The organism is uncultured Dokdonia sp., assembly GCF_947492815.1.
Lineage (GTDB): Bacteria > Bacteroidota > Bacteroidia > Flavobacteriales > Flavobacteriaceae > Dokdonia.
In genome coordinates this window covers 337220-359226 of sequence record NZ_CANLOB010000002.1, presented here as the reverse complement: position 1 = coordinate 359226, position 22007 = coordinate 337220, and the positions used below count along the sequence as shown (strand labels likewise).

Annotated in this window: 22 protein-coding genes and 1 pseudogene; 6 read left to right on the top strand and 17 right to left on the bottom strand. The window is 33.9% G+C overall.

Annotated features, from left to right (window positions below):
* Positions 1-41 precede the first annotated feature (41 nt).
* Positions 42-1112, bottom strand: coding sequence for a tetratricopeptide repeat protein (locus Q1A01_RS04395; RefSeq protein ID WP_299676546.1), 1071 nt, complete (start codon positions 1110-1112; stop codon positions 42-44).
* Positions 1113-1339: 227 nt separating this feature from the next.
* Here Q1A01_RS04395 and Q1A01_RS04390 point away from each other — a divergent pair, with 227 nt between their 5' ends.
* Positions 1340-2236, top strand: coding sequence for a metallophosphoesterase family protein (locus Q1A01_RS04390; RefSeq protein WP_299676543.1), 897 nt, complete (start codon positions 1340-1342; stop codon positions 2234-2236).
* Between the two features lies 1 nt (position 2237).
* Here the strand turns inward: Q1A01_RS04390 and Q1A01_RS04385 are convergent, their stop codons facing one another.
* The 11 genes from Q1A01_RS04385 to Q1A01_RS04335 form a co-directional block, all read right to left on the bottom strand.
* Entirely contained in the window at positions 2238-2558 is a 321-nt protein-coding gene (locus tag Q1A01_RS04385; protein ID WP_299676540.1) for a hypothetical protein, read from the bottom strand.
* A 3-nt stretch (positions 2559-2561) separates the two neighbouring features.
* On the bottom strand, positions 2562-2810 hold the full coding sequence (locus Q1A01_RS04380) for a hypothetical protein (protein ID WP_299676538.1): 249 nt from the start codon (positions 2808-2810) through the stop codon (positions 2562-2564).
* Positions 2811-3692: a DUF2807 domain-containing protein gene (locus tag Q1A01_RS04375; RefSeq protein ID WP_299676536.1), complete on the bottom strand. Its 882-nt coding sequence runs from the start codon at positions 3690-3692 to the stop codon at positions 2811-2813. It lies immediately after the preceding gene.
* 90 nt (positions 3693-3782) lie between these two features.
* A complete protein-coding gene (locus tag Q1A01_RS04370; protein WP_299676533.1) occupies positions 3783-4166 on the bottom strand; it encodes a hypothetical protein in 384 nt (127 codons plus the stop codon).
* Between the two features lie 5 nt (positions 4167-4171).
* The gene (locus tag Q1A01_RS04365; protein ID WP_299676530.1) at positions 4172-4657 is read right to left on the bottom strand and encodes a DoxX family protein; all 486 of its coding nucleotides are present in this window, start codon (positions 4655-4657) and stop codon (positions 4172-4174) included.
* 146 nt (positions 4658-4803) lie between these two features.
* Positions 4804-5994: a helix-turn-helix domain-containing protein gene (locus Q1A01_RS04360; protein WP_299676527.1), complete on the bottom strand. Its 1191-nt coding sequence runs from the start codon at positions 5992-5994 to the stop codon at positions 4804-4806.
* A gap of 48 nt (positions 5995-6042) precedes the next feature.
* The gene (locus Q1A01_RS04355) at positions 6043-7128 is read right to left on the bottom strand and encodes a tetratricopeptide repeat protein (RefSeq protein WP_299676524.1); all 1086 of its coding nucleotides are present in this window, start codon (positions 7126-7128) and stop codon (positions 6043-6045) included.
* 128 nt (positions 7129-7256) lie between these two features.
* Complete coding sequence (locus Q1A01_RS04350; protein WP_299676521.1) at positions 7257-7586, bottom strand: 2Fe-2S iron-sulfur cluster-binding protein; 330 nt, start codon at positions 7584-7586, stop codon at positions 7257-7259.
* Between the two features lie 222 nt (positions 7587-7808).
* Positions 7809-8861 carry an NAD(P)/FAD-dependent oxidoreductase gene (locus Q1A01_RS04345; RefSeq protein ID WP_299676518.1) on the bottom strand — a complete coding sequence of 351 codons (1053 nt, stop codon included), beginning with the start codon at positions 8859-8861 and terminating at the stop codon, positions 7809-7811.
* A 106-nt stretch (positions 8862-8967) separates the two neighbouring features.
* A complete protein-coding gene (locus tag Q1A01_RS04340) occupies positions 8968-9210 on the bottom strand; it encodes a NifU family protein (protein WP_299676515.1) in 243 nt (80 codons plus the stop codon).
* Positions 9211-9213: 3 nt separating this feature from the next.
* Positions 9214-10350 (bottom strand): Mrp/NBP35 family ATP-binding protein, encoded by a 1137-nt coding sequence (locus Q1A01_RS04335; RefSeq protein WP_299676512.1) that lies wholly within the window; start codon positions 10348-10350, stop codon positions 9214-9216.
* Between the two features lie 274 nt (positions 10351-10624).
* Between Q1A01_RS04335 and Q1A01_RS04330 the strand changes: the two genes are divergently transcribed.
* Together Q1A01_RS04330 and Q1A01_RS04325 are read left to right on the top strand one after the other, a co-directional pair.
* Positions 10625-12427, top strand: coding sequence for a T9SS type A sorting domain-containing protein (locus Q1A01_RS04330; protein WP_299676509.1), 1803 nt, complete (start codon positions 10625-10627; stop codon positions 12425-12427).
* Positions 12428-12636: 209 nt separating this feature from the next.
* Complete coding sequence (locus Q1A01_RS04325) at positions 12637-13485, top strand: CPBP family intramembrane glutamic endopeptidase (RefSeq protein ID WP_299676506.1); 849 nt, start codon at positions 12637-12639, stop codon at positions 13483-13485.
* Between the two features lie 39 nt (positions 13486-13524).
* Here the strand turns inward: Q1A01_RS04325 and Q1A01_RS04320 are convergent, their stop codons facing one another.
* From Q1A01_RS04320 to trmB, 3 genes are read right to left on the bottom strand one after another with little or no spacing between them, the layout of a single operon-like run.
* Positions 13525-13872: an MGMT family protein gene (locus Q1A01_RS04320; RefSeq protein ID WP_299676503.1), complete on the bottom strand. Its 348-nt coding sequence runs from the start codon at positions 13870-13872 to the stop codon at positions 13525-13527.
* Positions 13869-14498 (bottom strand): LysE family transporter, encoded by a 630-nt coding sequence (locus tag Q1A01_RS04315; protein WP_299676500.1) that lies wholly within the window; start codon positions 14496-14498, stop codon positions 13869-13871. The genes Q1A01_RS04320 and Q1A01_RS04315 overlap by 4 nt, the downstream gene beginning before the upstream one ends.
* Positions 14499-14508: 10 nt before the next feature.
* Positions 14509-15183, bottom strand: a complete 675-nt coding sequence (gene trmB, locus Q1A01_RS04310; protein WP_299676497.1) for a tRNA (guanosine(46)-N7)-methyltransferase TrmB — start codon at positions 15181-15183, stop codon at positions 14509-14511.
* 69 nt (positions 15184-15252) lie between these two features.
* On the opposite strand from trmB, the pseudogene Q1A01_RS04305 reads away from it, so the two are divergent.
* Positions 15253-16173, top strand: a pseudogene (locus Q1A01_RS04305) (glycosyltransferase); the annotation flags it as partial.
* A gap of 105 nt (positions 16174-16278) precedes the next feature.
* On the opposite strand, the gene Q1A01_RS04300 reads toward Q1A01_RS04305, so the two are convergent.
* Entirely contained in the window at positions 16279-17331 is a 1053-nt protein-coding gene (locus Q1A01_RS04300) for an ATP-binding protein (RefSeq protein ID WP_299676494.1), read from the bottom strand.
* Positions 17331-18014, bottom strand: coding sequence for a response regulator transcription factor (locus Q1A01_RS04295; protein WP_299676491.1), 684 nt, complete (start codon positions 18012-18014; stop codon positions 17331-17333). Before Q1A01_RS04295 ends, Q1A01_RS04300 begins: the two co-directional genes overlap by 1 nt.
* Positions 18015-18213: 199 nt before the next feature.
* Here Q1A01_RS04295 and Q1A01_RS04290 point away from each other — a divergent pair, with 199 nt between their 5' ends.
* Both Q1A01_RS04290 and Q1A01_RS04285 read left to right on the top strand, forming a co-directional pair.
* Positions 18214-20772 carry a DUF5689 domain-containing protein gene (locus tag Q1A01_RS04290; protein ID WP_299676488.1) on the top strand — a complete coding sequence of 853 codons (2559 nt, stop codon included), beginning with the start codon at positions 18214-18216 and terminating at the stop codon, positions 20770-20772.
* A 112-nt stretch (positions 20773-20884) separates the two neighbouring features.
* Positions 20885-21862 carry an acyl transferase gene (locus tag Q1A01_RS04285; protein ID WP_299676485.1) on the top strand — a complete coding sequence of 326 codons (978 nt, stop codon included), beginning with the start codon at positions 20885-20887 and terminating at the stop codon, positions 21860-21862.
* Positions 21863-22007 lie beyond the last annotated feature (145 nt).

The window sequence follows — 22007 nt, the reverse complement described above, 5'->3', positions numbered from 1 at the left end:
TTTTAAAAAGCCGAATCTAAAATAGATTCGGCTTTTTGTTTTTACAAATACTCTTGTTGTTTCTTCTCCACAAGATCCATTTGCGCTTTACGCATATCTGCCACCATACGCATTACTTTGTTTTGCCTGTAAGAGAAGTAACCAATAAGAGAAAGCCCTATAATACTACAAACTACATATATTATCATTCTTCTTTTTCTATCTTCTTCTTGTACTACTTTATCTTTTTGTTGTTGTTCTTTATTTTTATCCAAAACAGATTCAAAAGCGTGAATATATCCTATACGAGCTAATGCTGTTCGTTTATTAATATCATTAAGACTATCTACAAGTATTAATGCATTTTTACTGTATTCTAATGCCATTTCTTTGTTCCCAGAAGTTAAATATGCATCTGCTAATAGCTGTAGTACTTTTGACTTGACAACTACATTATTTTCTTTTTCTGCGAGTGCAACAGCTTTCCTAAAACATGAAATCGCATTTTGAGTATCTTCTAGTTTATACAATAGCTTCCCTTTAAAATAATAAGCTACCATAGGCACATTTTCTGATCCAAAAAAAGAAAATGCTTTACTTATTTGTCTTTCTGAAGAAGCATAATCATCAAGCTTATAATACACCTCGCTTTTATAAACATGATTTAATGCTTTCTGATAATCATTATTAATTTTATCAGCATATATAACTCCTTTATCTAAAAAACTATTTGCAGTATCATACTCTCCTTTTCGAATATACACTTCTCCTAAATTTTTATAGATAAGCGCCAATACGTCTGACGATTCTTCTTCTTTAATAAGGTTTTTCTTAACCAAATTAAAATAGGTGATAGCCATATCATATTCCTCCATTTCTATTAGAATTTCTCCTAAATTATAAATGGCATTTCGGATAGCTATAGTATCTTTCTCCTGAATAGCAACTACTCTTGCTTTATCATAATAAATGTATGCTTCTGCAGAATCTCTAATACTATCTTTATTGACAGAAGCTATCTCTTGAAGTATAGAGAGCTTTTCTTTACCTGTACTCACTTTATCCAAAGTGACTTTTAGGCTATCTAAATAAGGTGTTTGACCATAACTAATAGTTATAAATAAACTACTCATAAAAATGCATACAACCATACATTTTTTACATATAGGGAAATTCATTTTTTTCAAACCTAAAGGGATTAGTTTGTTTGCTTAAGATACAAAATAAATAGTTTCCATAAAGAACACTCTCTTTTTACAAAGGAAGAATTGAATAGTAACGAATATACTGCTACTAAAGAGTACAAAAGAAAATAATCGCTATATAGCAGTACTTAGATAGTTTTTTGCATCTTTACGATATGAACTCTCGTCAACGATTAGATAGGGCTTATAAAAATGCTAAATTAGTTAACTTTAGCAATACAGATAAAATGATTTTCTTTTCAGATTGTCATCGCGGAGATAAAAGTTTTGCTGATGATTTTGCACGAAATGAAAACATCTACTTTCATGCGCTTACACACTACTACAAAGAAGGCTTTACATATTATGAACTAGGTGATGGTGATGAATTGTGGGAAAATAATTCTTTTGAAAGCATTCTTAGAGCTCATAAAAATGTATATCATTTACTTCAAAAGTTTCATTTAGAAAACAGACTTCATTTAATATGGGGAAATCACGATATGGTGTATCGAGATCATAAGTATGTACAAAAGCATCTTACTACGTATTTTGATCCTAAGGATGGTAGAGAAGAGATCCTTTTTAGAGATTTACAATATCACGAAGCTATTATCCTAAAACACTGCGACACACAACAAGAACTCTTTTTATGCCATGGCCATCAAGCTGACTGGATGAATTATCACGGGTGGCGTTTTAATAGATTTCTAGTAAGGGTATTATGGAAGCCACTACAAATTTTTGGTATTTCTGACCCCACAAGCCCTGCTAAAAATTACAAGGAGCTTATCAAAGTAGAGCGACGTTTAAAGAAATGGATTACTGACAATAAAAACCTCATGACTATTGTAGGTCATACCCATAGACCTCGCTTTCCAGAACCTGGGGATATCGCTTTTTTTAACGACGGAAGCTGTGTACATCCTAGAAGTATTACAGGGATAGAGATAGAAAATGGAGCCATTTCTTTAATTAAATGGCATATTGATACACATAACGATGGAACCCTAAGAGTAAGTCGTGTGCTACTCGAAGGGCCTCAAAAATTAATAGATTATAAAACTACATAGTTCAAAATCCAAACTCCTCCTCCATTTTTATTTCACAAGGTTCTTCTATTTCTGAAGGAACACCCTCATTAATAAGCCAGTATTCTTCTAATAAAGAAGAATAACACAATGTTATTTTTATACCTCTAATACGTTTTTCTAATACCCGTGTTTCTGGGGTCCATTGCAGGAAAATCAAATTGACTGTTTCTCCTGGTGTAATCATTTGGTTTCTAATATTACCCCCAGTATTAATTACGCTATAATCAATTTTCTTAGCTTCTGGCATTACGACTTGTAGCATATCTAGCCAATCCCTAAAGAACAAACTATCATTTGACACCTTCTATGGGTTAATCTTAGCAAGCCTATTGCCACTATTTTTGATTTGAAACCCAAATCCTTTTTCATTATAAACACTACCAAGTATTAGATATGGATACATAGTGGCTTTTTGTTGGGCACGCATAATATGCACTTCTTGTATATAAATCATTAGAGCACACAAACTTATGAATAATGCAGCGCCTGCTACAATCAGGTTTGTATTTCCTTTTTTAAGCCTATTAATTAGGTTTACACATATCGTTTTCATCTAATCAAAAAGATTAATTACCTGACCTTCATTTTCTTTTTTAATCTCAACTAGCAGTTTTTTAACCCCTAGCTTATTGACTTTATAGACTTTTGTCCCTACGGTCCAACGTTCTTTTTTAACAGCACCTGGCATCATTGGAAAACCATATCCAAAAAAAGTTCCATCTACCTTAGGTCCTTTTACAGCAAACTGATTACGATTCCATGAGTTGTTTTTAATCTTAAAACTGATATATTCTGCATTTCTAAAAAGACTTCTCCCTTTTTTCTCATATAGTTTTTTGATATTACTAGCTACAATTTTTGGCTCTTTCACAAACTTGATTTTCGCATTCTTATCTACATCTCCCCTTACTTCTTCAGTAGCATTAATCACCACTTTTCCTGCATTCCATATATTAAGTTGAACTGTTTTAGCTTCTAGTTCTGAAGCATCAACAATACCTCGTTCTGCATTTAGATTTAAAACACCTACACTTCCTTCTGCTTCTATTTTTCCTATTAAAGCAGTTAATGCCAATTGATCTTGATTAAGGTTTACTACTCGTAATGTTTCATTAGAACCTACTTCTACATTTTTTAAACTTGGCACTCCTATAGTAATCTGGATAGGTCTTGTAGACTGTATCCACTCTTTTTGTTGAAGGTTCAACACGCCATTTACTACTTCAAAATCAATTTTATCTATCAAATTAGATTCTGCATTTATGATGACTTTTGATGACATTGAAGCATCCAAAATAACATCGGCATACATATTCAGTTCAAATTTATTAATAGGAATAATATCAAATGCTTTACTAATCACTTCTCCATTACCTTTTACTTGTGCCATGGCAGTCATCCCGACCATCATTAGCAGTACATATAATTTTCTCATTGTTTTGTTTTTTTAGTACGCTTCACACTTCGAACTTTGCTCAGCATAAACTTCTGCGTCACTGAAGTTCCTTAAAAGCGCATATATTAATTATTTAGTGATTTGCTTTGCTTCTGGGTTATTAAAAACACCTTCATATACGAGTGTTTCTGGTTTGTATTCAAAACGAAGGACTCTGTTTTTTTGATTTAAAAGTTCATACACTCCATTATGCACAAACTTAAATTCTACTGCACTAACAGCTGTAGTTTGTGACACTGTTAGTTCATAAACCCCATCGTTATTAGCATCTGTAAGTGGTATTATTTCCTTCCAAGATGGGTTTGTAAATTCTCCTTTTATACCTACTTGAGAGATCGGTTCGACATGTGTCATATCCACTTTAAAAGTGACGGTTTTAAGATGTTCTTTTTGCACACAACTCGCTAAAGAAATAAGTGCAAGGCATATGAGGGTTGTTTTATACATTTTCATAAGTATTAGTTTAGTTTTTTAGAAATTAAGTAGTCTATCCCGAAACGTCCAGATCCTAAATAAGTGTGATAGATTGCGATCCATAAGAATCCCATTGCAGGAAGCATCGCCCAAGTGCCATGCCCCCATTTTTGCATAAAAATGGCTACAAGCATTGTACACATAATTAAGAAGGATGCAATTCTTGTTTTAAACCCAAATGCAAGAAAGATACCTCCTACAGCTTCACTAAAAGCGCCCATCCAAGCAAAGAAAACTGGCATTAAAGCAAAGATGCCTCCATACTCTGCAACATCTTTTGGAAACCAAGCAGATACTTCAAAAAGAGATAAGTTTTGCTCATCGGGAGTCCAAGGCATTCCAAACTTACTTGATCCGAAATCTACAGAAAGTAGTATCCCACATATAAAGCGTGTACAAGCAAATATGAGATCTGCAAACCAGTGCTTTTGTGTAATGGGCGTGATAATTATTTTGATTATTTTTTTCATAACGATCGTTCTTTTGATTCGACAGGTCAAAAATGCAACCGATAGTTATTTCTCACGCTTCAAAACGTAATAAGACGACTCAAATACGATTTGAGTCGTCTTATTTTGTATTTAAAAAAAGTAAATATTTGCTGTAAACTCCTATTTTAAAGAGATTTAAGATATTCCGTAGGTGAAGTTTGCGTAAGCTTCTTAAAAACACGATTAAATGTAGCCTTACTATTGAAACCACACTCAAGTGCAATACCTAGGAGCGATAATCGCTCTTGTTTTCCATTCTGTAACATTTGTTTTACTGCTTCTACGCGATAGGTATTCACAAAATCATTAAAGTTTTTTCCAAATCCTTCATTAATTACTTCAGATAATTGGGAACGAGACATGTTTAGCTTTCGCGAAAGCGTAATTAAATTTAAATCCGGATCTAAATAGGGTTTTTCTTTATCAAAATAACCACTCACAGTTTGTTTATTCCTTTCTAACTCTTCAGAAAGTGATTCCTTAACATCTTTAGGAGTTGAGTTAAAAGCAACTGCCGTCGATGCATTAAAACCCAATCCTTTAAGCTTATCTGTATCGGTTATATATCCTTTTATCCCTATGTAAATAATAGCAAGTGCATTCAGAAACTGTAGCCACCATTTCTGAATCCAACTCAACTCTGTAATGGTCATATCTACCAATGTCTGTCCAATATCATATACAAACAGTAATGTATATATTAATAAAAAGTTACGTATCCAATTAAGCTCTAATGTATATGTATTTGAAAAATATTGTTGGATATTTTTACGATACGTTACATATAACTGTAATGTCAGGACAATATATACCAACATTTGAATGTAAGAAAACAAAGACTGAAATGGGTCTACGTATTTCCATTGGAAATTCTGGACTAAATATCCATTTTGTGTTTCTGAAAATCCTGGCTGATTAGCGTCGTATACAAGAATAATAGCTTTAATTAAAAAATAAATAATCCCTGGTATAAAATGCCATAGGTGTTGTCTTTTAAATCTAAAATCAGAAACTGTAATACTCTTTACATAAAAATAAATAAGTGGAACGGCGATAAGCCCAAAGCTAACTAGATAATAGTTGATTTTTGTATTCCTATATGTATCATACCAATCCATAAATCCTATAGTATAGGTGGTACGATGGTAACAAGTGATAAGCAGAATAAACGCTAAAATCAAATAAGATATACTCTTTTTCTTCTTGTATTTACCAAATAGTAAAAACGCAAAAACGAGTCCTTGAATCACCAAAATGAGAAGTGGTGTACTAAACAAGTTAAAATTAGGAAATTCTATAAGGAAGTTGATCAACACTATTCAAAGTTATAAAAATCTTTGATATAGATAAATAATTAGAAATTACTATTCATTTCGTAGGCTTCGTTCTTCAAGTTCTTCACCTACAAGTTTTGTTTGAATACTGTGAATTTCTTGTGTCATTTTAGACACTTTCATCTGTCTGGATATTAAGAAAACAAGCAGTACAATTCCAATAGCGACTAGTACATATATAATGCTTAAGTATTTTTCTTTTTGTTTCATACGAGTAATAGACTCTTCTTTACTTCGTATATCTGCATTTAACTTTAACATCTCAATGACATGCTCATCTTTAGCAACACTCAAACTATCTTCATACATTACAAAGCGTTTATAATGTAGTAATGCGTCTTTATAATTTTCTTTACTACTTTCAATACGATGAAGCAAGTCTGAAGCTTCAGAAATACTTTTAATATCATTTTCTTTTTTAGCAAGAGACAGGCCTATTGTTGCTTCTACCATTGCACTATCTATATTTTGTAATGCAAACAATGTATTTGCATATGATATATGCAATGAAGAATAATCTAATCCTTTTTTCTTAGCGAGTTGCTCTGCAAATTCTAAATGCTCTTTTGCAGATTTATATTTCCCTGCTTTATATTCTGATGCCCCTAAGTTTACATAGTCAATAGTCATTCCAATACTATCTTTATCTATAGTAGATATTTCTATTGCTTTTTCAAAAAAAGTAATGGCCTTCTCATATTTTTCTTCTGAAAAGTACAAGGCAGCAATACTACTATTAATCACACTAATATTACGTGAATCTTTAAGTCTTTCAAAAATGAATAATGCTTTTATATAATTTTCAATAGCTAGATTAGTCTCTCCTATCTCAGTTTGTATTAAACCAAAATTAAACAAGGCTCTTCCTTCTTTATCGGGAAGGCTATATTCTTTTGCTATTTGATATGCTTTTTCATTGTAGTAATAGGCACTATCATTATACAATTGGGAAGTATAAAAAGAAATCGCAATTTCATTGTATAGATTCGTTTTTTCTATAGGATATTCTATCTCCTCTAGAAGTAATTTTAAACTATCTACTTTTGATTCTTGAGCTATAGAAGCATGTAAAGTAAATAGCATAAATGCAAGTATGCATTTATATACTGTATTCATAGTTTGGGGCTGTTAATGTTATTAAATATACAAAATGTATTTAAACATCCTAAAATCAAAGAACTAAACTAACACCAGGACTTGACATTTACAGTTTATCTATATAAAAACTGGCATAATTATCCCGATTAGCTTTCTGGAGCCAAACGCACTTTAAGACCATCTAATACAGGATGCATATGTATCTGACAGCCAAGTCGGCTGTTGTCTTCTACGTAAAACGCTTCAGCAAGCATAGCATCTTCATCATCAGATATTTCTGGCAATACGTGATCACTTTCTACATAACATTGACAAGAAGCACACATTGCCATTCCTCCACAAACACCAATAGTACCTTCTGGTGCAAGTTCATAAGAACGCACAATTTCCATAAGATTCATATTCATATCTGTAGGCGCTTCTACTGTATGGGTAGCACCTTCTCTATCTGTAATATGTATGGTGATATCTGACATGTTAAATACCTATTAGTTTAATAATCCCAAAAATAACTAACAATAGCATATAGAGCATTATTAAAAGTACAGCGAAATATAAGAATTTTGACAAAAGTCCTTTAGATTGAACTTTTCTCATATATATATCCGTCTTTGAGAGTGCAAAATGTAGTAAGCATCCTAAAATAAGAACAATAACAAAAAAACCTATAATACTGCTTACACTAACATAGCCCTCCATTACTCTATGGCTTTAATGACAGCTTTGGGCGCTTCTTTTTTACTACCATCAAATCCTGTAACTCCACCAACAGTCGTATACTTCATCACATATCGCTTATCTGGAAAAATACGTTGGTAGGCACTCTGACACATGAGTGTAGCTTCGTGAAAACCACAAAGAATAAGTTTTAACTTTCCTGGATAGGTATTTACATCTCCAATAGCATAAATACCAGGGATATTAGTTTGATAATCTAAACTATTATTTACTTTAATGGCGTTTTTTTCGATCTCAAGACCCCAGTCTGCGATAGGTCCTAATTTAGGCGCTAATCCAAACAACGGAATAAAATGATCTACTTCAATTTCTTTTTCTTCTTCACCTCTTTTTACAGTGACACTCTCTAGATGTTCATTTCCTGAAAGTGCTGTAATTTCTGCAGGGGTAATTAAAGTAATCTTTCCTTGATTTTTTAACTCTTGAACTTTCTCAACACTATCTAACGCTCCTCTAAACTCATTACGACGGTGTACTAAAGTAACTTCACTAGCCACACTAGACAAGAAGATACTCCAATCTAATGCACTATCACCACCTCCAGCTATAATGACTTTTTTATCTCTATAGATTTCTGGATCTCTAATGATATATTCGACTCCTTTATCTTCAAACTGAGTAATATTCTCTAAAATAGGCTTACGAGGTTCAAAACTCCCTAAACCTCCTGCTATTGCTACGACAGGCGCGTGATGTTTTGTTCCTTTATTGGTGGTAACTATAAAGGTATCATCATCTTGTTTTTCTATGGTTTGTGCACGCTCACCTAATGTAAAACCTGGTTGGAAAGGCTCAATTTGTTTCATGAGATTATCAACCAAATCTCCTGCTAGTACTTCTGGAAATGCAGGAATATCATAAATAGGTTTTTTAGGATAGATTTCTGAGCATTGCCCACCTGGTTGTGGTAAGGCATCAATAAGATGACATTTTAACTTTAAAAGTCCAGCTTCAAAAACAGCAAAGAGTCCTGTAGGACCTGCACCTATGATAAGTATATCTGTTTTAATCATTGATTTTTGTTAAGTACGCTTTATCGTTACACTCTCCCTTTTGGTCTTGAATCTCACTAGTTCGATTTCGCGAAAGCGGATTTACAAACACTATATTATAAGAAATTTAAGACGCTACATTAATCACACTTTCTATCTGAGGTGCGTGTTTCTTTATTGTCATTTCTACGCCACTTTTGAGTGTCATTTGATTTACAGAACATCCTACACAAGCCCCTTCTAATTGTACGCGAACTGTCTTACCTTCTTCAATACCGAGTAATGTAATATCACCTCCATCACTTTGGAGAAATGGTCTGATTTCTTCAAGTGCCTCTTCTACTTTCTGAGTTAATTCCTGATCTGTCATACCCTAGTTTTTAACGGCACTACATCCTGCCATTGTTGTTATTTTAATTACTTCTGTAGGAGGCAAACTTTTATTACGTCGCACTGTCTCTTCTACTACATTTCTAGTAAGTACTTCATAAGCTTCAGATAGTGGCGACCCAGACTGTAATGCTGCTGGACGTCCAACGTCTCCTGCTTCTCTTATACTTTGCACTAAAGGAATCTCTCCCAATAATCGTACATCAAGGTCTTCAGCTAAGTGTTTTGCACCTTCTTTTCCGAAGATATAGTACTTATTATCTGGCAGTTCTTCTGGAGTGAAGTATGCCATATTTTCCACAATACCTAATACAGGTACATTAATACTTTCTTGCTGGAACATTGCGACTCCTTTTTTGGCATCTGCAAGTGCTACTGTTTGTGGAGTGCTCACAATTACAGCTCCTGTAATTGGTAATGACTGCATGATACTTAAATGAATATCTCCTGTGCCTGGAGGCAAGTCTAATAATAAGAAATCTAATTCTCCCCAAGCGGCATCAAAAATCATTTGATTTAATGCCTTTGCAGCCATAGGTCCTCTCCAGACTACTGCCTGATCTGGTTTTGTAAAAAAGCCAATAGATAATACCTTCACCCCATAACTCTCTACAGGTTTCATTTTAGATTTACCATCTACATTTACAGAAAGTGGACGCTCATGAGGCACATCAAACATAATAGGAATAGAAGGTCCGTATATATCAGCATCTAACACACCTACTTTAAAGCCCATTTCAGATAGGCTTACCGCAATATTTGCTGTGGTAGTAGATTTACCAACCCCTCCTTTTCCAGAAGCTATAGCAACAATATTTTTAATTCCAGGAATCTGTTTTCCTTTAATCTCCACCTTTTCCTTAGGAGCAGGGGCATCTACTTTTAGATTTACTTTTACTTGGGCTTTTTGCTCCACCTTATCATGGATAGCCTTCATAATCTCAACCTCTGTTTTTTTACGCGCTTGTAATGTTGGGTTTTTAATAGTAATATCTACAATAACCTCATCTCCAAACGTAAGAACATTGGTTACGGCACCACTATCTACCATATTTTCTCCAGCACCAGGAACTGTTATTGTTCGTAATGCTTCTAGGATGTCTTTCTTATTCAGTTTCATTTCTTTTTTTAAAAAGGAATTGCCTAAAATCATTAAATCTTACTTAGACTAATTCTAAACGCAAAGATACCGCTTAAAGTATGAAGTACAAAGCCTTTAAGACTTCTTAAACATTAAGCAAAACTATATGCTCTCTTACCTACTAGCAAGACTAATCTATGAACACAAAATAGAAACACACTTACGCAAATTGGCACTCCAAATCTATGTATCGTTCATTTTAGCTAGGTATTCTGTAAATTAATGATTCGAAAGCCGACTTATTTTTTTATAAATGAAGATCTTTTTAACATACATTATTTTTTTATTTCCTCTAATGATCATTGCTCAGAATGACAATTTTCTTTGTGTTTTATTAGAGGGCGGGTCAATTCCTGATGATATTGAAGGAGTTTATAGCAGCTCTGTGGATGAAGATTTTCTAGCCGCTTTTGAGCCAGTTACATTTACTATTTTTTTCTGGGGAATTAATAATGACGATGCCAGCAACATTCCTACTATTAATGAAACAACTGTTCAGGAAGCAATGACCCGAATAAACGATGATTTTAATCCATTTAATATATTTTTTAGATTAGAAGGATTTGATAACCAATCGTTCAATTCTTCTGCACATCATATTGGGGCTAATCTCCAAGAAATTGGAACGTATGCAAAACAAAACGGTCTTATAAATCCTCATTCTTTTAATGTATATATCCCAGAAGATCATGGTCCAGGGAGTGGCGAGGCAAGATTTAATAGTACAATATGCGCTGTACAACGAAGTGATTTTAATGATTACACACTCACCCACGAATTAGCACACGATTTTTTTATTTTACACACAAGAGAGTTTTTTAATACTACAGCGTGTGAGCATGTAAGTAGAGATCTTAATGATCCAAACTATAATGCTACAACAGCTGGTGATCGTGTAGCAGATACTGCCGCTTGCCCAAGGTATAGTGGTAATCCTGAAATTAGAGAGACTCAATTAGATGAAGAAAATTGTTTATACATTGGAGACCTAACTGATTGTGAAGGGACTCCTTATGAGATATTTCAGGAAGACATTTTAAATTACATGAGTGCATTTGCTTTTTCTTGTAGAAGTATATTTTCAACAGGTCAAAAAATAAGAATGCATGAATCTATCGTAGCAGATATTAATAATGTATTTGTGAAAACCCGAATAACACGTATTCCTGATCCTAATTTTGAGCAATCTTTAATCAATCAAGGTATTGATTCTGATGGCGTTCTTAATGGAGAAGTACTCACCGCCGATATTTATACATTAACTTCCCTGGACATAAGCAATGAAAATATACAAGATCTTACAGGAATTCAGGATTTTACAGCTTTACAAACATTGAACTGTAGTTTTAATAATGAGATTACATTTATTCATCTCTCAAAAAATCAATCATTAGAGACACTGATTACTGATCATACATCGCTAGAAAGTCTAGATATTTCATCTAATACACAACTTCGTTTTTTAAGCGTTCAAGACAACAACCTAACCCATATTGATGTTTCTAACAATTTGCTATTAGAGACATTAAACATTGCCAATTTGGATACTCCTGTAGGTAATGAAATTACAGATCTTGATCTTTCAACAAACACTGCGCTCACCTCATTGATTGCTTCCAACGTCAATCTATCAGCCCTAAATATTCAAAACGGAAATACTAATAACATTACAACATTTTCGACGCTCACAAATCTTAACCTCAACTGTATTCAAGTAGATGATGCGACTAGAGCAAATAATAGAGAGACTCCTTATAGTCAATGGGAAATTGATGCTCAAACATTTTTCTCTGAAGATTGTAGTATCACAGATGAAGGTTTATTTCTATCTACATTTAAAATAATTCCTAACCCTGTTCAAGATATCATTAGTATTATACCTCCTCAAGAAATTCAATTATCAAAAATTGAGGTATACGACATTACTGGAAAAAGAGTGATTCTGCAAGAAGTAGATTTAAATAACGTATCTGTTTCTACATTACCCAAAGGAGTATTTTTTCTTCGAATAGATACGCAAACGAACACGGTTATAAAACGATTTATAAAAGGGTAATATGGTGCATCCGCTTTAACACCATACTATCTCTTATGGTTATGAATCTCGCAAGTACGCTTTCGCGAAAGCGTACTCAGAAACCTAAGTATCTAATAGAAAATAACTTTATCATTTATATGTTTTATTTCTGTACCTCAGGCAACCTTTTTTAAAACAACAACGTCTTATAAGTATACCACTTAAGGTAATCTTGCAAAAAAAGACGTATGTATTCAATCAAAAATAGCAATCCTTTTATTACAGCTTTAGGCATAATTTTATACATAGCCATTATCTTTTCCTTACCAATAGATCGTTTATTTTCTACAGATTATTTTTCAGAATTTCAAATTGAATATATTGTTCTAGCATTAAAAATGTCTGCTCTTTTTACAGTAGGTTTGATAGGCATTAAAAAAGTAAATTTACTTTCATTAAGTGGTCTTTCTCATTCTGACAAATGGTCCTTCAAGCTTCTTAACTGCATACCTATTTATCTTTTTATTCTTGGAATTTTATCTTTTATTGGCAATGACATTACTCAAGTACAAATCAGTAATATCATATTACTTTTTGTAGCCTGTATGATGGTTGGTTTTGCTGAAGAATTCATTTTTAGAGGATTGCTAATCCCACTTTTTATCAAAAAATATCGTTACCACAAAAATGGTATCTTCCTAAGTATTTTCTTCTCTGCTTTATTTTTTGGGCTTTCACATTTAATAAATTTATCTGTAAATGAAAATATACCTCAAGTAATCGCCCAAGTTATTTTTGCAACTTTCATGGGAATATTTTTTGCGTCGGTATTAATAAAAACAAATAAGTTAATTCCAATAGCTATAACACATGGACTTATCAATTTCTTTTTCCTTTTTAGAACTTTACCAGCCATAAACAATAATTCTGAAGTGATTACACAAAACCTGACCGATCAAATAGCAGGAGCATTACCTTCTATTCTTTTATTTTTTCCATTATTGATTATAGGGCTTATAATTTCAAGAAAAATAAATAGAGAGGTAACGCTTAAAAAATTACCTACACAAGGCAATCAAAAAGTAATAAAATTGTAATTCGTGTTTTTTTAAGTGATGATTCTATCAAGAAGCACATTACTCCATCCCTAGTTCTACAACAGGATCCCAGAAGATTTTTTTAAAATTTACTACTTGATCATCTTCTACCTGAATCCCTTCTTCTGCTAGCATTTGCGCCATCGCATTACTACTCCCAAAATGCATTTTACCTGTAAGGATCCCTACTCTATTTACTACGCGATGTGCTGGCACGTCGGGGTATTTCCCAGCACCATTCATAGCCCATCCTACCATACGACTACTACGTGCTGCGCCTAAATATTTAGCAATAGCACCATAACTCGTAACACGACCGTACGGAATACATTTTGTCACTACGTATACTTTATCAAAAAAGTTTTCTGTTTCTTCTGAGTATTTCATTCAAAGTAAACGGTTCTTATTAATGTAATGATCACCAAAACAAGCATTAAACCTGCCATAAAATAATTAGAATACTTTGCGAAAGAAGCACTCTTATTTTCAATTTTTGCAAAGAAGACTACATAAAGATATAAGGTAGTAAATGTCCCTAATACTGCAGCAGCAATAAAGATACTTATAGCCATAACATCATATTCTACTTTACCACTTACATTAAGCGCAGCACCTAATGCACAGAAATAAGGAATGGGTAGTACATTAAGTACAGAAACCATCATTCCTTTGCCTAAACTTCTAATGCCTGCATGTTTTGGAACCTTTACTTTCTTTACACGGCTACGTTTTGCTTTTACAAAAAAGAAAATAGCCATGATTAAGAAAATAACTAACCCTGTACGAAGTAACATATTACGCACATAAGGATTTCCAAAAATATATCGCGCTAGCAAAATCGCAATAAGCGCTTGAAATGCAACAACTAATGATGCCCCAATAGCCACTAACGTCCCATTCTTTTTACCGTGTTGCACACACGTTTTTGCAACAGACATATTGATAAGTCCAGGAGGAATCACTCCTGCCAGTGCAGCAAAATAAGTAATAAAGAAGAGTTTGGTTGTTTCCAAAAGCTGTGAACTATTTGACTCTAAATTTAATATAAGTTATCGGTTTTCCTTGCTCAAGATATTGTTTTTCATAAAATGTTTGTATTCCCACTACTTCTTCTGGAGAATATTCATTTTTATACACATTATGATTTGCATGCAGAATCTCATGACCTTCTCCATGCAATAGTCCAAGTGTATATCCATGCATAAACTCTGAATCTGTCTTTAGATTAACAGTTCCTTCAGGCACTAAAATATGTTTATACTTTTGAAGAAAATCCGTATTGGTCATTCTATGTTTAGTACGTTTATACTTAATTTGTGGGTCTGGAAAAGTAATCCATATTTCTGCTATTTCAGCTTTCGCGAAAGCGCAATCAACTAACTCTATTTGTGTACGCATAAAGCCCACATTAGACAATCCTTCTTCTAGTGCTGTTTTTGCTCCTCTCCAGAATCGAGCGCCTTTAATATCAATTCCTAAAAAGTTTTTGTCTGGATATCGTTGTGCTAATCCTACAGAATATTCTCCCTTACCACAACCTAACTCCAAAACAATAGGCTTATTATTTTTGAAAAAGTCTGTTTTCCACTTACCTTTAAGTGGAAAACTGCCATCAACTAGCTCTTCACGTGTAGGCTGAATGACGTTGCTGAAGGTTTCGTTTTCACGAAAACGCTTTAATTTATTTTTACTTCCCAAAGTACTATTTAATGTTTTGGTAAAATTAAGGAAACTTTTAGTAGATATAAGTGTTTGAAATTTGCATTTATGAATACACCTGTAAATATACTTGTAGCACCTCTTAATTGGGGGTTAGGACACGCAACACGCTGTATCCCAATAATACACGCATTACAAGATGATGGACACCGTGTAATTATTGCTAGTGACGGTATTGCTCTAGAGTTATTACAAAAAGAGTTTCCAAGTTTACAGACTGCAAAACTCCCTTCATACAATATAGAATACGCAAAAAAAGGAGCACATTTTAAACGAAAAATGTTATCTAATATTCCTAATATCGCAAAAGCTATACGCAAAGAACATAAAGCATTAAAAGATATTTTGGAGCTTCACAACATTGATGGTGTCATTTCAGATAATAGATTAGGATTGTATACCTCAAAAGTACCTACTGTTTTTATAACGCATCAATTACAAGTATTAAGCGGTAAGACTACAGGTATTGCCACCTTTTTACACAAACGTTTTATACAACGTTTTGACGAGTGCTGGGTGCCAGATTACGAAGGAAGCACAAACTTAAGTGGCATACTAGGACATCCAAAACAAACAAAACTCCCTGTAAAATACATAGGTCCATTGAGTAGAATGGAAAAGAAAGCATTACCTACTCGTTATGATATTCTTGTTATTTTATCTGGCCCAGAACCTCAACGCTCTATACTAGAAACAATATTACTAGCAGAGTTAAAAAAATACAATGGTGCTGTTTTACTAGTAAGAGGAGTGGTAGAAGAAGAGGAAATTAGAAAAAAGAAAAAAAACATAGAGATTGTAAACTTCTTAACCTCAGACAGTCTCGCCAAAGCAATTAATAGTGCTGACTGCATCATTTCACGATCTGGCTATACCTCTATTATGGATCTTGCAGCTTTACAAAAGAAAGTATTTTTTATTCCAACACCTGGACAAACAGAACAAGAATACCTAGCTAAAAGATTAAAAGAAAAAGGTATCGCTCCTTATTCAAAACAAGAAAGTTTCAAGGTAAAAGATCTTGCTAAACTAAGTGTTTACAAGGGGTTTGAACAACCTAAAGAAGCTATTAACTTAAGGCAATTTTTCAGCCTTTTCAAGGGTGAACGAAAACTCAGATCCAACGCCAAATTCGCTTTCAACATAGATCTTCTCATCATGCGCTTCAATAATATGCTTGACAATAGAAAGGCCTAACCCTGAACCGCCCACTTTACGATTTCCAGATTTATCCACACGATAAAAACGCTCAAAAAGACGTGGTATATGTTCGCTTTCTATTCCTTCACCATTATCTGTGACACGAATAAGTACTTTATTCTGGATTAAGTCCTGTATACTTACCTCTGTAGTACCATCATTTTTACCGTACTTAACAGAATTTTCTATAATATTTGTCAATAATTGCTGAATACGCTCTTCGTCAGCATTTACCAGAATAGGCTCTTCATAATCAACATCAAAAGTTAAGGTAACATTCTTTTTTGCGGCTTTCATTTCCAACAACTCAAATGTACTTTTTACTAGTGCTACAATATCAAAATAAGTATAATTAAGATTTAAATCCCCTACTTCTAATTTCGTAATCATATCTAAATCATTCACCAAATAGATAAGACGTTCTACTCCTTTATCTGCCCGTTGTAAATATTTTTTTCGCACTGACTTATCTTTAATAGCTCCATCTAGTAATGTGAGGATATAACTTTGTACAGTAAACAAAGGCGTTTTGAGCTCATGCGCCACATTTCCTAAAAAATCTTTACGATATTCATCCTTAATCCTAAGAGACTCTATCTCTAATTTTTTACGTGTTGCATAACGCCCTACCTCATCTGTGAGTGATTTTAAGTCTGTTGTAATTCTACCAGGCTTCAGATCGGCATCTTCCAGCAATGTTACTTCATCATATATATTTTTCACCCTTTGATAAATAAATATCTTGGTGCGATAGTAGATAATAACAAAAAGAAAAACAAAGCAAAAAACAGCAACTATAGCAATTAGACCCCAGTCTATACTACCTTGCCAATATCCAATACCTACTAGTATTCCTAAAAAAAAGAGCGTTACATAAAGTGCTGTAACTATGGAAAAACCGTATGACCTTCTAAAGTCGTCTGTCATTAAACTACAAATTTATACCCTACTCCTTTTATTGTTTTAAAAGATTCGTCGCCTATTTTTTCTCTCAACTTACGAATATGAACATCGATAGTACGACCACCTACAACAACTTCATTACCCCACACTCTATCTAAGATATCTTCTCTTTTGAAAACTTTCCCAGGTTTTGATGCTAATAAAGAAAGTAATTCAAATTCTTTTCTAGGCAGTACAATCTCTTCTTTCCCTTTTACAATTTTATACTCTTCTCTATCTATTACAATATGCCCTACCTTAATAACTTCAGAAGACTCATCTTTCTCCTTTAATCTACGTAATAAAGCTTTCACCTTACTGATAAGCACTTTTGGCTTAATAGGTTTTGTAATATAATCATCTGCGCCTGCATCAAATCCAGCAACTTGAGAGTAATCTTCTCCTCGTGCAGTAAAAAAAGTAATGATGGTATCAGAAAGGTCTGGATTTTTACGCAATAACTCACACGCTTCAATTCCATCCATCTCTGGCATCATTACATCTAGTATGACAAGATGTGGTTTGTGTTTCTTACCTAATTTAACCGCTTCTACACCATTAGATCCTGTAATTACATTATATCCTTCATTAGACAAGTTATATCCTACAATTTCTAAGATATCTGGCTCATCATCTACTAATAATATTTTGATGTCTTTATTCTTCATGAGTGTATCACGATTTAATGTTATAAATATACTTATTATATATTCTTTATTAAATCACTAAAGTAATTTATTCTTCACGTTACGTAGATACTATCAATATTAAGAATGGGTTAAATATTTACGCTTTCGCGAAAGCAAAAACAGCTCCCACTATTACATTTTGTATTTTTGCACCTTATTACTAAACTAATTAATGATTATGAAAAAAATTACTCTTTTAATTGCATTATTCATCTCTTGCCTTTCTTTTGGACAGGTAGTGATCAATGAAGTCGATGCAGATCAATCAGGAACAGACACCATGGAGTTTGTCGAGCTCTTTTCTGAGACGCCAAACCAATCACTTGACGGTCTTGTTCTTGTTCTTTTTAATGGATCTGATGATGCTAGCTATAATGCAATAGATTTAACAGGTTTTTCTACAGATGCCAATGGGTTTTTTATTGTAGGAGGTGATGAGGTTATGGGCGCAGACATTATGATAGGTGCTAATAATACCATTCAAAACGGAGCTGATGCCGTAGGAGTTTACACAGGAAACATTGATGATTTTCCAAATGACACGCCTGCAACAACTGCAAACCTTGTAGACGCTATCGTTTACGGAACAAATGATGCTGATGACACAGATCTTTTAGCTGCATTAGGTGAGACAGTACAGTACAATGAAGATAATGTAGATGCAGATGTAGAATCATTACAACGTCGTGATGATGGTACTTACTGTACAGCAACCCCTACATTACGCGCAACAAACGGATGTTCTGCATGTACACTTTCTTTCAGTTTTAATGATTCAACGTGTGATGATGTAACAGACGGACAAGATGGTGTTACTTATTTAGTAGATTTTACTGGAGGTGGTGCAGAAATGGTAACATTAGCACTTGATGGAACTTCAGGAACTATTGGAGGAGATGATCCTAGCTCAGATGCTACCGGAACTATCTCTATAAATGTAAGCGAAGGCGTAGATTTTGCTTTAACAGCTACAGGTACCACATGCGATGTATCTATCGATTTATTTGCTGTAAACTGTATCCCAACTTCTGAAGTAGCAACGATCGCTGAGCTTAGAGCAGGTGTAGAAGGTGTAGAATACTTACTTACTGGAGAAGCCGTACTTACATTTCAACAAAGTTTTAGAAATCAAAAATTTATCGAAGATGCAACAGGAGCAATTCTTATAGATGACTCTGCAGGTACAATTACCACGATGTACACGATTGGAGACGGAATCACTGGAATATTAGGAACACTAGGTTCTTTTAATGGAATGACACAATTTGTTCCTTCTGAAGATCCTGGAGCAGCTTCTTCAAACGGAAATGCAGTTGTACCACAAATGGTTACAATCACAGCACTTAATGCAAATCCAAATGACTTTGAATCTGAGTATGTACAATTAGCAGATCTTACTGTAGACAATTCTGCAAACATGACATGGGTAACAGGTACAGAATATCCAATCTCAAATACAGATGGAGATTACGTATTCAGAACTTCATTTTTTGACGCTGACTATATTGGAGAAAACGTTCCTACAGAGGCTACCATTGCTGGTATCATCACAGAGCGTAACAACGGAGATTACTTTATTACTGCTCGTGACTTAAATGATATAGAAAACACATCATCTTGTACATTAATATTAGATACAGCAGTAGCTACTTGCGACACTGAAACATCTGGTCAAGACGGAACAACAATCACTATAGACTACACAGGTGGTGGTAACGAAACATACAATCTAGAAGTTATAGGAGGAGGAGCAATCTCTGGAGACAATCCTTCTACAGTTGCAGAAGGTACCATTACTATTATTGCAGTGTCTGAAGCGACTACTGTAACGCTTGAAATCACAAGCCCTAACTGTAATATCGCTGTAGATATTACAACACCTGCTTGTGAGGAAACTCCTGAAGTTGCTACTATTGCAGAATTAAGAGCACAAACTGAAGGTGAAGAGTTTGTCTTAAGTGCAGAAGCTATCTTAACGTTCCAACAAACACAACGTAACCAAAAATGGATCGAAGATGCTACTGGAGCTATCGTAATTGATGATCCTGCTGGAGTTATCACAACTACCTATACAATAGGAGACGGAATCACAGGAATAAGAGGTACATTAGGTTCTTTTAGTGGGCTTCTACAATTCTCTCCATCTCAAGATCCTGGAGCAGCTACGTCTACTGGAAATGATATCACACCACAAGTGGTATCTATTACAGATCTTAATGCAGATGGTGAAGCATACGAGTCTGAGTATATCGCAATCGCAGGGGTTACCGTAACAAACACAACAGGAGATACCAACTGGCTTATGGATACAAACTATGATATCACAAACACAGATGGTACGTTTACTTTACGTACTAACTTTGATGAAGCTGATTACGTAGTAAACCCTGACGCAGTACCTACTACTGAAATAAATATAGCAGGTCTTGTTGGGCAGTTTAATGATACATATCAAATCACACCAAGATTTGCTGCAGATATCGACATCACACTTTCCGTAGGAGAAAACAGCATTGATGGATTATCTATCTACCCTAATCCTGCACAAGATGTTGTAACAATTACAACAGCCTCTAATACTCAAAAAGAAGTAACTGTATTTGACATCACAGGAAAACTAGTACTACGTACTACCACAATAAATACCATTAATGTACAAACACTAGAAACAGGAATCTATTTAATGACTATTAAAGAGAATGATGCGACAGCAACAGCAAAGTTGATCGTAAGATAATCTCATAATCATTATAGCATTTTAAAAAAGCGCTCTTTTGAAAGGGCGCTTTTTGTTTTATATAGATATTTATATTCAACAGGGATTAATACCTTTGTTTTAAATTAAGCATATGAAATATCAAGATATTTTTGCCATACAAACTCCTCAAGAATTTGAGCAAAAAGCACTTGAAGTATTTCAATATCAATTTGAACACAATACAATATATCGTTCTTTTTGTGATCTTCTTTACAAACACCCAAGTGATATAAAACAAATAGAAGACATCCCATTCTTACCTATTTCATTTTTCAAATCACACGAAGTGGTGTCTTCTCAAAAAACAACAGAAGCTACTTTTACAAGTAGCGGTACCACAGGGAGTACTACAAGTAAACATTATGTAAAAGATCTTGCTATATATGAAACAAGCTTTCTAAAAGGGTTTACTCAGTTTTACGGAAACATAGAAGATTATGTTGTTCTAGCTTTATTGCCTTCATATCTTGAACGTACAGGATCTTCATTAGTATATATGGTAGATCATCTTATGAAAGCAAGTAAACATGAAGACAGTGGGTTTTATCTTAATAATTATTTCGCTTTAAGCGAAAAATTAAAAAGCCTAGACTCCTCTGGACAAAAAGTACTTCTCATAGGAGTTAGTTTTGCGCTATTAGATCTTATTGAAACATATACTTTTTCTTTACAAAATACCATCATCATGGAAACGGGTGGTATGAAAGGAAAGCGAAAAGAAATGATACGAGAAGAACTTCATGAAGTACTTTCTAAAGGTTTTGGAGTCTCAGAAATACATAGCGAATATGGAATGACAGAACTCCTATCACAAGCATATTCAAAAGGCAAAGGACTATTTACAACACCCCCATGGATGAAAATAATAGCCCGAGATCCAGAAGACCCATTTACCATATTTTCTAATTCAAGAACAGGAGGGCTCAACATTATAGATCTAGCTAATATTCATTCATGTGCTTTTATAGCAACACAAGATTTAGGAACTACATATCAAGACGGCACTTTTTCTATTGTAGGCAGATTCGATAATTCTGATATTCGAGGATGCAACCTCATGGTCCTTTAACATTCAAGCACTACCTCGAGACAAGTCTAACAGGCATTTATACCAAACTGAATTTTAATTTCGAGGCAAGCCTCGGAGTATTGAACCTTTTAGCAATATCAATAAAATATTATAATTATGTTAAAAATGTAATGTTATACATTTT

Coding starts and splice junctions, on each gene's coding strand:
- Q1A01_RS04395 (WP_299676546.1), bottom strand. CDS start 1,112: ATGAGTAGTTTATTTATAACTATTAGTTATGGTCAAACACCTTATTTA.
- Q1A01_RS04390 (WP_299676543.1), top strand. CDS start 1,340: ATGAACTCTCGTCAACGATTAGATAGGGCTTATAAAAATGCTAAATTA.
- Q1A01_RS04380 (WP_299676538.1), bottom strand. CDS start 2,810: ATGAAAACGATATGTGTAAACCTAATTAATAGGCTTAAAAAAGGAAAT.
- Q1A01_RS04375 (WP_299676536.1), bottom strand. CDS start 3,692: ATGAGAAAATTATATGTACTGCTAATGATGGTCGGGATGACTGCCATG.
- Q1A01_RS04370 (WP_299676533.1), bottom strand. CDS start 4,166: ATGAAAATGTATAAAACAACCCTCATATGCCTTGCACTTATTTCTTTA.
- Q1A01_RS04365 (WP_299676530.1), bottom strand. CDS start 4,657: ATGAAAAAAATAATCAAAATAATTATCACGCCCATTACACAAAAGCAC.
- Q1A01_RS04355 (WP_299676524.1), bottom strand. CDS start 7,128: ATGAATACAGTATATAAATGCATACTTGCATTTATGCTATTTACTTTA.
- Q1A01_RS04350 (WP_299676521.1), bottom strand. CDS start 7,586: ATGTCAGATATCACCATACATATTACAGATAGAGAAGGTGCTACCCAT.
- Q1A01_RS04345 (WP_299676518.1), bottom strand. CDS start 8,861: ATGATTAAAACAGATATACTTATCATAGGTGCAGGTCCTACAGGACTC.
- Q1A01_RS04340 (WP_299676515.1), bottom strand. CDS start 9,210: ATGACAGATCAGGAATTAACTCAGAAAGTAGAAGAGGCACTTGAAGAA.
- Q1A01_RS04335 (WP_299676512.1), bottom strand. CDS start 10,350: ATGAAACTGAATAAGAAAGACATCCTAGAAGCATTACGAACAATAACA.
- Q1A01_RS04330 (WP_299676509.1), top strand. CDS start 10,625: ATGAAGATCTTTTTAACATACATTATTTTTTTATTTCCTCTAATGATC.
- Q1A01_RS04325 (WP_299676506.1), top strand. CDS start 12,637: ATGTATTCAATCAAAAATAGCAATCCTTTTATTACAGCTTTAGGCATA.
- Q1A01_RS04320 (WP_299676503.1), bottom strand. CDS start 13,872: ATGAAATACTCAGAAGAAACAGAAAACTTTTTTGATAAAGTATACGTA.
- Q1A01_RS04300 (WP_299676494.1), bottom strand. CDS start 17,331: ATGACAGACGACTTTAGAAGGTCATACGGTTTTTCCATAGTTACAGCA.
- Q1A01_RS04295 (WP_299676491.1), bottom strand. CDS start 18,014: ATGAAGAATAAAGACATCAAAATATTATTAGTAGATGATGAGCCAGAT.
- Q1A01_RS04290 (WP_299676488.1), top strand. CDS start 18,214: ATGAAAAAAATTACTCTTTTAATTGCATTATTCATCTCTTGCCTTTCT.
- Q1A01_RS04285 (WP_299676485.1), top strand. CDS start 20,885: ATGAAATATCAAGATATTTTTGCCATACAAACTCCTCAAGAATTTGAG.